6 protein-coding genes and 1 pseudogene are annotated in these 9,710 nt (G+C 67.7%); 1 reads left to right on the top strand and 6 read right to left on the bottom strand.

Annotated elements, in window-relative coordinates:
• Nucleotides 1-202: 202 nt before the first annotated feature.
• From AB0I10_RS26200 to AB0I10_RS26175, 6 genes are all read right to left on the bottom strand, one after another.
• Nucleotides 203-1,624, bottom strand: a complete 1,422-nt coding sequence (locus AB0I10_RS26200; protein ID WP_363155054.1) for a glucoamylase family protein — start codon at nucleotides 1,622-1,624, stop codon at nucleotides 203-205.
• Between the two features lie 128 nt (nucleotides 1,625-1,752).
• Nucleotides 1,753-2,955 carry a family 1 glycosylhydrolase gene (locus AB0I10_RS26195; protein ID WP_363155053.1) on the bottom strand — a complete coding sequence of 401 codons (1,203 nt, stop codon included), beginning with the start codon at nucleotides 2,953-2,955 and terminating at the stop codon, nucleotides 1,753-1,755.
• 114 nt (nucleotides 2,956-3,069) lie between these two features.
• Nucleotides 3,070-3,954: a carbohydrate ABC transporter permease gene (locus AB0I10_RS26190; RefSeq protein ID WP_363155052.1), complete on the bottom strand. Its 885-nt coding sequence runs from the start codon at nucleotides 3,952-3,954 to the stop codon at nucleotides 3,070-3,072.
• A complete protein-coding gene (locus AB0I10_RS26185; protein WP_363155051.1) occupies nucleotides 3,951-4,946 on the bottom strand; it encodes a sugar ABC transporter permease in 996 nt (331 codons plus the stop codon). The genes AB0I10_RS26190 and AB0I10_RS26185 overlap by 4 nt, the downstream gene beginning before the upstream one ends.
• 5 nt (nucleotides 4,947-4,951) lie before the next feature.
• Nucleotides 4,952-6,196, bottom strand: coding sequence for a sugar ABC transporter substrate-binding protein (locus tag AB0I10_RS26180; protein ID WP_363155050.1), 1,245 nt, complete (start codon nucleotides 6,194-6,196; stop codon nucleotides 4,952-4,954).
• Between the two features lie 323 nt (nucleotides 6,197-6,519).
• Nucleotides 6,520-7,629: a LacI family DNA-binding transcriptional regulator gene (locus tag AB0I10_RS26175; protein WP_363155049.1), complete on the bottom strand. Its 1,110-nt coding sequence runs from the start codon at nucleotides 7,627-7,629 to the stop codon at nucleotides 6,520-6,522.
• 1,611 nt (nucleotides 7,630-9,240) lie between these two features.
• Here AB0I10_RS26175 and AB0I10_RS26170 point away from each other — a divergent pair.
• Nucleotides 9,241-9,699: pseudogene (locus tag AB0I10_RS26170) on the top strand (FAD-dependent monooxygenase); the annotation flags it as partial.
• Between the last annotated feature and the right edge of the window lie 11 nt (nucleotides 9,700-9,710).

Here is a 9,710-nt window from a genome sequence, read left to right as displayed (position 1 = left end):
ACTCCCTTCAGCGAGGTGTGGGCCGATGGAGGTGCTGGCCGCGATCGTGTTCGTGGCGACGTCAGACTGCGCCCACGGCACCACAAACGTCGCCTGATGAGGTCATGGGCAGGGTGCTCCTGGAGCGACAGCGCTGAGCTGGGCCCCGGCCGACCTCGGTGCGGCCGGCAAGCGCACCGCCACTACCGGCGCAGACCCGGGCTCAGATGCTGAAGTGCTCCTTGCCCAGTAGGGGCTGTACTCGTGAGCGGAAGCCTGCGGTGCGGAAGGGACGCTGCAGGAGTCCGGGGTGCAGGTGCTGTGCCAGGGCGGCGGCGATCATTCCCTGGTCCAGGGCGAGGACGAAGTCGCTGATGCGGCCGGTCGTGACGTTGACGGAGTCGCGGAAGCCGTAGTGGTCGTCGTATGCGCCGAGGTTCCGGGCGATCGCTTGGAGGTTGGCGATGACTTCGTCGGGTGCCTGGGGCAGGGCCAGGAAGGAGGCGTGGGGGGTGACCACTCCGAGGCTGTTGTAGCCGTCCTGCTGCATGCCGATCGCATCGACGCCGTATTCGCGGTATCCCCCTTCGGGGATGCCGGCGGGCGAGAAGCCCCAGTATCCGTACTTCTCCTCCATCAGGCCGTGTTCGATCTGGCTACGCACATAGCGACGGTGAGTGGTGCCCCAGGACTTCGGCGACCACTCTGCCTCGGGCACGAACAGCGGCACCATCAGGGCCTCGAACATCGAGCCACCCCAGGTCGGAACAAGCTTGCGGCCGCGGTAGGTGTAGTGGCCCTGCCAGACGCGTACGCCGTCCACGGTGACGTAAATACCCTCGGGCTGCTGTTCTTGTCCCATGCCGGGGAGCAGGGTGCGATGGAGGTGCCAGTAGTGGTCGGTGGGCAGTGAGCCGTCGGCAATGCCGAGGTAACTCGCCATGCGGGGTTCGGTGTTCAGGGCTCCATAGTGGAAGCCGGTGGGTTCACCGTTGCCGGGCTTGTCTGGCCAGTAGCCGCCGAGGAGTTGGCCGGGGCCCGCCGTCGGGTCGGCCGGGTCGTAGGGGGTGTAGAAGTACGACCAGTCGGCTTCGGCGAGGAGTTGGGCGATGCGCGGGCGAAGTGCCGGAGCGGCGTCGGCTGCGATCTTCAGGCCGGTGACCAGCCAGGCGTTGTCGACGGTGGACAGGAACGGCCGGACCGGGTCTCCGTTCTCCGGCCACGTCGCGAGGACCGATCCGTCATGGGCGTCGTACCAGTTGAACCAGAAGCCGTGCGCGCGTTCCAGTTTCTCCACGGCCGCGACCATGCGGGCGAGCCGGTCGTGCATGAGCGACGGGGAGATGACGCCGAGGCCGGCCGCGGCCACCGTGGACCACATCCCGCAGCCGATGTTGGTCGGCGAGGTCTGCGGCGAGGGGACGGGGGCCCCTGGGCGGCTTGCGTCGATCTTGTCGGCGGTCAGGCCGAAGTCCGTGGTCATGGCCGTGATCGAGCGGTAGGTCGCTTTGAACCAGGTGCGCAGCAGGGTGGTGTCCGAAGCCGTGCGGGCACGGGGTGACGTGGCCGCGAAGGTGGTGGGTCCGGTGGCGCAGACGGCCGCAGTTGCTGCGGTGGCAGTCGTGAGGAAGCGACGACGGTTCATGCGGGCTCAACTCCTCGAAAGCGAGACGGTGGAGCGGGAGGCGGTGGGCGGGAGCCGGTGGGTGTCAGGGCCCACCGGCTCCCGGGCGCATGGGGCAGCGTCGGTGGCCGCCGGGCGCGGTGGCGCGGTCAGGAAGCGGTACGCGGCAGTCCGCGGGTGCGGCCGAGCGCGCCGAGCCATACGGCGGACGGCTTGGGTGTGCGCTCGAAGGTGACCGGGTCGACCGCGATGAGGCCGAAGGTGGGCGCGTAGGAGCCCCACTCGTAGTTGTCCAGCGCGCTCCAGGCCAGGTAGCCCTGGACGTTGAGGCCGTCCTCGATGGCAGCGGCGACGGATGCGAGGGCGCCGGTGTAGTAGTCGATGCGGCGGGTGTCGTCGCCGGTGGCGATGCCGTTCTCGGTGACGATCAGCGGCACGTCGCGGCCGATGACGTCGGCGGTGTGGCGCAGGGCATGGCCCACGGCGGCGGGGTAGTACTCCCACTGGGTCAGCGTGCGCTCGGCGTCCTCGGGGGCGGGTATGGGGCCGTCGGTGCCGATCTCGGTGCGGGTGTAGGACTGGACGCCGATGAAGTCGTCGCCGCGGGCGGCCTCGATGAAGACGTCCTCGCGGGGGTGGCGGTAGGCGGCGGTGGTCTCCTCGGCTCCGGGCAGTGCCTGGTAGACCTGGTTGGCGATGCTCCAGCCGACCTGGATGTCCGGGTTGACGGCCCGTACCGCCTTGACCGCGGCGTGGTGCGCGGCGATCACCGCGTGGGTGGTCTCCTCATCCGGGTACGGCAGTCCGGCAGGCGGGAAGCCCTGCTCGCCCCGCTTGGCGAGGCCCGCCATCACGGCGATCATGTTGGGTTCGTTGATGGTGCACACATGGCGGACACCATCGGCGATGATCGGCGCGCAGTTCTCGACGTACCGGGCGAACAGTGCCACGGCGCCGTCGGCGGTCCAGCCGCCGAGGTCCTCGAACCACCGCGGCACGGTGAAGTGGTGGAGGGTCACCATGGGGCGCAGCCCGCGGGCCAGGGCGCCGTCCACCATGCGGCGGTAGTGCGCGATCTCGGCGCGGGAGAAGGCGCCTGGGGCCGGTTCGATGCGGGCCCACTCGATGCTGAAGCGGTAGTCGGTGAAGCCGAGGTGGGCGAGCAGGTCCATGTCCTGCTCCCAGCGGTGGTAGCTGTCGCAGGCGTCCAGGCTGGGTTCTGAGATCTTGGCCGCCGGGTCGTGTTCCTTGCGCCACCAGTCGCTGTTGACGTTGTTGCCCTCGATCTGGTGGGCGGCGGTGGAGGCGCCCCACAGGAAGCCGTCGGGGAAGCGGAGGGAGGTGTCGGTCATGGTCCGTTTCTGTCTCTCTGATCGGGGGACGGGCCGGCCGTGCGGGCAGCGCAGGTGACGCACTTGGTGCGCGTGCGATTGGTGGTCGGCCCGTTTGTGTGAGGACCTCGGGAGCTACTTCAGGCCGGCGGTCGCAATGCCCTGGGTGAAGTGGCGTTGCAGGACGACGAAGGCGGCCAGGACGGGCAGCACCACCAGCAGGGAGCCGGCCATGAGCATGCCGTTGCCGCCGGCGACCGTGCGGTTGGGGTCGTTGGCGAAGGTCGCCAGTGCTACCGGCAGCGTGTACTTGCCGGGGTCGTTGGTGGCGACCAGCGGCCAGACGAAGTTGTTCCACGAGCCGAGGAACGTGAAGATCGTCAGGGTGGCCAGGGCGGGTTTGACCAGGGGCAGCACGATGCGCCAGAAGATGTACCACTCGCCGGCACCGTCGATCCTGGCCGCCTCCAGCAGCTCGTCCGGCACCGACTGCATGAACTGCCGCATCAGGAAAACCCCGAAGGCGCTCGCGGCGAACGGCAGGACGAGCCCGGCGTAGGTGTCGATCAGGCCCATCCCGCTCATCAGCACATACAGCGGCAGGATCAGTAGGTTGCCCGGCACCATCAGCGCGGCGAGCACGATACCGAAGACCTTGGAGCGGCCCGTGAAGTCGAGTTTCGCGAGCGCGTAGCCGAGCATCGAGCAGAACAGCAGATTGCAGACGGTCACGAGAACGGCCACGACCAGCGAGTTCACGAAGTAAAGCGGCATGTCCAGCTGGTCCAGCAGCGCGCTGACGTTGTCCAGCGTCCACCGCGATGGGATCCACACCGGTGGGCTGGCAGTCAGGTCCTGCCTGGTCTTGAAGGCGGACAGTGCCATCCACAGGAACGGCGCCGCCATCACCAGTAGGCCCAGCGAAGCGACCAGGTACAGCACAGGCCGGCGGACGCGGCCCTCGCGACGCCGGCCACCCGGGGTGGAGGCGGTCTGCGTGGATGCCGTGGGGGCGCTCATCGGGTGTTGTCCTTCAGCAGTCGGAGCTGGAGCACCGTGACGCCCGCGATCACCACGAACAGGACGTAAGCCATGGCGCTCGCATAGCCCATGTGGAAGAAGTTGAAGCCCTCCCGGTACATGTCCAGCGACACCGTCAAGGTGGCGTTGGAGGGCCCGCCCTGCGTCATCACGAAGGGCTCCTCGAAGACGTTGAGATAGCCGATGGTCGTGATGACCGTGGCATAGAGCATCGTCGGCCGCAGCAGCGGTACGGTGATGCGCCGCAGCTCCTGCCAGCCGCCGGCACCGTCGAGCCGCGCGGCCTCCCGCACCTCGGTGGGGATCGCCTGCAGGCCGGCGATGAACAGCACCATGACGGTGCCCAGGTTCCGCCAGACGGCCATCAGGATCAGCGACGGCATGGCCCAGGTCTCGGAGCCGAGCAAGTCCGGTGCCTTCGTGCCCAGTTCGGCGGCGAGGCCGGCGACCAGGCCGTCCGACGGGTCGAGCACGAAGCGCCAGACGACGGCGACCGCGACGATGGAGGTGACGACCGGGGCGTAGAAGCCGACCCGGAAGAAGGTGCGGGCCCGGTCGATGCCGTTGTTCAGCAACAGCGCCACCAGCAGGCCGAGCACAATGGTCAGCGGCACCCCGACGACCACGAAATAGGCGGTGTTGAACAGGGCCGTGCGGAACGTGTCGTCGCCGAACAGCTTCGCGTAGTTGTCCAGGCCGACGAACTGCGCCTCCAGGGGCCGTCTGACGTCGCGTACTCCGAAGTCGGTGAAGCTCATCCACAGCGTCGCCACGATCGGGAACAGCATGAAGACGCCGAACAACACCAGGAACGGGGTGGAGAACAGCCAGCCGTGCAGATTGCGCCGGCCCTGCGAACGGCGCCCGCCCCGCCGCCCCGCCCCCGCGGCCGGCGGCTTCGCGCTGCCGGCCCGCCGGGTCTTGGTCTTCGACACGGCCGCACCGTCGGCCGATCTGGTCACCAGAGACATACCGGCTACCCCACCAGGCTCTCGATCGCGGACTGCGCCTCGTCCAGCGCCGCCTTCGCGGAGGACTTGCCCTGGGTGACCGACCCGATGGCTTCGTCGACCTTCGAGGTGATCTCGGTCAGCTTGGGCTGGGCAGGCAGCGCCTTCGCGGTTTCCATCTGCTTCCGGAACACCTCCATCTTCGCGTCGCCGGCGAGCTCACCCGTTTCCCACGCCGCGGTGTTGGCCGGCAGGTCCTTGGTGCGCTCGTACCAGTCGGCCTGGCCCTTGGCGTCGGTGAGGTAGCTGATGAACTCCTTTGCGGCTGCCTTGTGCGTGCTTTCGGCGGAGATCGCGAGGCTGGACCCGCCGGCATTCGACACCGACGCCTTGTCCGCCGGTACGGCGGCCACGGCCCACTTGCCCTTGAGGCCGGGGTAGTTGTCGTTCAGCAGGCCCACCTGCCACGGGCCGCCCAAGAACATCGGCACGGCTCCCCTGTTGAAGTCCTTCATGACGTCGTAGCCCGGCCGAAACGCCTTGTCGCTCAGACCCTTGTCGTAGTAACTGCCGTAGTTCTCCAGCGCCTTCACGGCATCGGGGCTGTTGACGACGGGCTTGCCGCTGTCGTCGAGGACCGCGCCGCCGGCTGAGTACAGGAAGGGATAGAAGCTCTGCACGGCGTCCAGTCCGCTCGGCTGGATGTGCAGTCCCCACTTGGTGCCAGCCTTGCCCTGATGCGCCTCCGCCGCCTTCCGGAGGTCCGCCATGGTGGCCGGGGCACCCTTGAGGCCGGCCTTCTTCGCCAAGTCGGTGCGGTAGAAGAGGACGCGGGTGTCGACATACCAGGGAACACCGTAGGACTTGCCGTCGTAGGTGCCCTGGTCCCAGGCGGCAGGGAAGAAGTCACCCTTCTTGAAAGCCTTGGTGTCAACCGGCTCCAGCGCCCCCATATCGGCGAACTCGCCCAGGAAGCTCGAACCCATCTGCATCACATCCGGAAGCTTGCCAGCGGCGGCCGCGGCGACCAGCTTCTGGTGTGCCACGTCCCAGCCGACCGGGGTCACCTTGACGGTGACGTTGGCGTGGGCCTTCTCGTACGTCTTGGCGACGTCGGCGAGCTTCTCGCCCTCCGTCCCCATAGCCCAGACGGTCAGGGTCTGCTTTGCCTCGGCGCCCACGTCCGCGCCCCCCGAGCCGCCACATGCGGTCAAGGTCAGAGCGGACGCCACAACGAGGGCGAGCGAGGTGGTTCTGGCGGCGTGGTGCATGGACGACTCCTCGTCGAGCGTGGCCGATGTATGCGCTCCCTGTAAGCGCATACATCACTCTGCGGCCGACCCTCGAAGCGCGACAAGAGGACGTCTGGTTACGTTCCCGTAACGAGCCTCGAATGAATAGGAGGACAAACGCTCACGTTTATCCTGATTCATATACCGAGAGTGAATGAGCTGACGTCGGACCTACTGCGCCCGACCCTCGGGCATCCCGAGTCCACCGTTCACAGCAGACGCCGACCGAATCCAGCCAACCGCCGGCTCAGTAGCTCTGGTGCCTGATCACCCGCGCACCGCTCGCGGTCCGCGGGTACGGCTCACCGTTCGCCCGGCCTGGCTGGCTCTTCGTCGCCGCACCCGCAGCTCGCGCGACGCACGACCGTCACGGGGAGCATCACCGACACCGGATCCCCGGTGCGTGAGCCGCTCAGCCGCTCCACCAGCAGTTCCACGGCCGCCTCACCCATGTGCAGCATCGGTTGATGCACGGTGGTCAGCGACGGGCGCACGAGGCGACTGAGGGGAATCCCGTCAAAGCCCGTCACCACCACATCGCCCGGCACCTGCACGCCACGCCGCTCCAGCGCATGCAAGGCCCCCACGGCCATCTGATCATTGGCGAAGACGAAGGCATCGGGCCGCTCACCGGCCCGTTCGCACAGCACCTCCGCGGCACGAGCCCCTTCCGCGTGCGTCATCACCCCCACGCGCACGACCGGCTCCCCGCCGACCTCCACCCCCGCGTCACGGCAGGCCGCCAGGAAGCCCCGGAAACGCGCCTCCGCGTCCGGAGACTCCTCCGAAGAGCCGATGTAGGCGGGGCGGCGCACGCCGTGGTCCTGGATGAGGTGACGGGTCAGCTCGCGCTGACCGTCGAAGTTGGCGGCCTCGATGTGATCCAGACGGTCCGCCGTGTCCAGGCTCTCCCGGGGCCCGGCCAGCATCACCACCGGCTGGCGCCGGGAGATGACATCCAGCTCCATGGTCGGCACGGTCCGCGCGAGCACCGCGAACCCGTCGACCCGTCCGGCCACCTTGGCGACCAGGCTCTCCGGGCCGCCCTTCAGCGAGGCCGCGATCAGCAGCGCGTACCCGTGGCGGCGGGCGGCACGTTCCATGCCGCGAATGATCTGGTCGGAATACAGCATCGCCGCGTCGTCGTCCGCGGCCTCGGCAGCCTCCGCGTCCGTGCCCGGATCGGAGGAGTCGGGAAAGCACAGGCCCAGGACGCCGGTGGAACGGCTGGCGAGTCCACGCGCGTTGCCGCTTGGCACATAGCCGAGGTCACGGGCCGCGGCGAGAACCCGTTCCCGGGTTTCGGACCGCACGGACTCGGGGTTGCGGTAGACCCGGGACACCGTGGCAATGGAGACCCCGGACCGTTCTGCGACGTCGTACACCGTGGGGGCGGCGCCGGAAACGGTCATGGAACCCACCCCGCTGTGTGATCTGCACGTACACCTACGATGAAAGCGCATTCACACTAGGTCCCGACGGCCGGAACAGGCAAGCGGCATTACGGTCCGTCCCGGATACCGATCACGGCGATCGCGGACCGTGAACCGTACCGCTGGGTACATGAGGACGTACTCCGGCCGGTGGGCCGCATCGCTGCCGAACACGCGTCGCAAAGGTGCCCCGCGTGGGTGGCCGCTATGGCGGGCGCGCCCCGAGGGTGAGGACTCTCGCTGTACAGATGCCGCCTGCGGGTACGAGCTGACCGTGGCCGGGGGCCTGACCTCCTGTCAGTCCAGGGCCTTCAGCTCAGCCACCTTCGCCCGTCGGCGCTCGGTCAGCGTGGCGCTGCCCGGGTCGTACTCCGGCGCGGATCAATCTGCCGGCCCCACCAGCACACCGAGGCTCCCTTTGCGGGAAAACCCGTTCCGGGGCCGAATGCACCGCCGTGCCAGTGTCGTGCCAGACAGAGGGGTAGACAGCGGTCAACAAGGGACAGAGACGCAGCCCAGCACACCCACCCCAGCTACAGCGTTTCCCCTGCTCAGGAAGGCATAGGCACCCGAAATCCCCCTGATTCCCAAGCTCAGAGCGCGGATTCGATTCCCGTCACCCACTCCATAACAAAGGCCCAGGTCAGACACCTGGGCCTTGTTGTCGCCTAGACGTCTCGCGGAGCCGCGCGCCCGCCCTGTGCCCCAACTCGCCTGAATGTCCCACCCAATGAGCCATCGACACGTGAACACCGCCCCGATCAAGCCATCTCACCTAGAATCACGAGACGCATTCGTCGTGATCTGCAACACGCAACCGCCATGGATGCGCGAATCCGCAAGACGCTATCCGGGCTTGAAGGCCCAGGCACGGGCGGCGCGACGGAAGTCAGGCAGGACTCCTGCAGAAGTCGTTGTAACCGCCCAGCTCGTCCAGGACGACGACGAGGAAGGCGTGGACCGGGTGATCGCGACAGCCACCCAGCCCAAAAAAAGCCCCGAGTTCATGCTGCAAGCCGCAGATCGCCCGACACCACGATCCCCTGTTCCACGATCGAGAAGGCTGGGCTCACATGACTGACAGCCATCCCAGACCTCGTTGTCACAACTTCCGTTGCAGACATATCGCTATCCGCGCCCTGTCATCGGCACGTTCCATGGACGATTGATCACAGAACATATCGCGCTGTGCCGTCAGCAACCACGACGACAGAGCCGCGGGCTTTCCACCAAGTCATTCCTCCTCGGCCTGAAATCGGCCGACAGTCGTTCCGAACCCAACACCTTCAACCACCACGTCACCCCTACACACGATCAAGAGTCAGGGGTCCGATGCTCAAAGAAATCCAGAATTCGGCTGAGCCTGGTTAGTCGTGTAACGCCCTCGCCTACGGGGCACCAGAAGAATTCCGCTCCAGCCCATGCAAGACGCCGGCCACGCAGCGGACCGGAACACCAGCTGGCCGTACATGACGGCAAGATGGTGGCATCACCCTGAACTTCCACCCGGTGGCCAAGACGCTGACCACCGACCACCCGCAAGGAGAAGGATCAAGATCACAATCGGCAGCCGGCCGGGAGGATCCCGTGACGTTCGAAGAGCTGCGGGCGTCGCTGGTCAGGCTCGCGGGCACCGACTTCGGTATGCACAGCCCCCGTTGGCTCTCCCGGTTCGGCGATGCCGCAGCACGGCAAGCCGAGCGGCACCGGGAAGGCAGTGTGCTGCTGGCGGGCGACGCGGCGCACATCCGCTACCCCGCGGGGGGCCAGGGGCTGAACCTGGGGGTGCAGGACGCGGTCAACCTCGGCTGGAAGCTGGCCTCGGTGGTGCGCGGCCGGGCGCCGGAGACCCTGCTGGACGACTACCACGCCGAGCGGCACCCCGTCGCGGATCGGGTGCTGCACAACACCCGGGCGCAGGCGGCACTGTCCCGACCGGGGGCGCAGACCGACGCGTTGCGCGACGTACTCGCCTCGCTCATCGAGTTCGACGACGTCAACCGGTACCTGGGCGGCGTGATCACCGCGCTGGACATCCGGTACCCGGTCGACGGCCCGCC

The sequence above is a fragment of the Streptomyces sp. NPDC050636 genome (assembly GCF_040654775.1).
GTDB lineage: Bacteria > Actinomycetota > Actinomycetes > Streptomycetales > Streptomycetaceae > Streptomyces.
The sequence above is the reverse complement of the archived record's forward strand: the minus strand, read 5'-3'. Positions and strand labels throughout refer to the sequence as shown.

Coding starts and splice junctions, on each gene's coding strand:
- AB0I10_RS26200 (WP_363155054.1), bottom strand. CDS start 1,624: ATGAACCGTCGTCGCTTCCTCACGACTGCCACCGCAGCAACTGCGGCC.
- AB0I10_RS26195 (WP_363155053.1), bottom strand. CDS start 2,955: ATGACCGACACCTCCCTCCGCTTCCCCGACGGCTTCCTGTGGGGCGCC.
- AB0I10_RS26190 (WP_363155052.1), bottom strand. CDS start 3,954: ATGAGCGCCCCCACGGCATCCACGCAGACCGCCTCCACCCCGGGTGGC.
- AB0I10_RS26185 (WP_363155051.1), bottom strand. CDS start 4,946: ATGTCTCTGGTGACCAGATCGGCCGACGGTGCGGCCGTGTCGAAGACC.
- AB0I10_RS26180 (WP_363155050.1), bottom strand. CDS start 6,196: ATGCACCACGCCGCCAGAACCACCTCGCTCGCCCTCGTTGTGGCGTCC.
- AB0I10_RS26175 (WP_363155049.1), bottom strand. CDS start 7,629: ATGACCGTTTCCGGCGCCGCCCCCACGGTGTACGACGTCGCAGAACGG.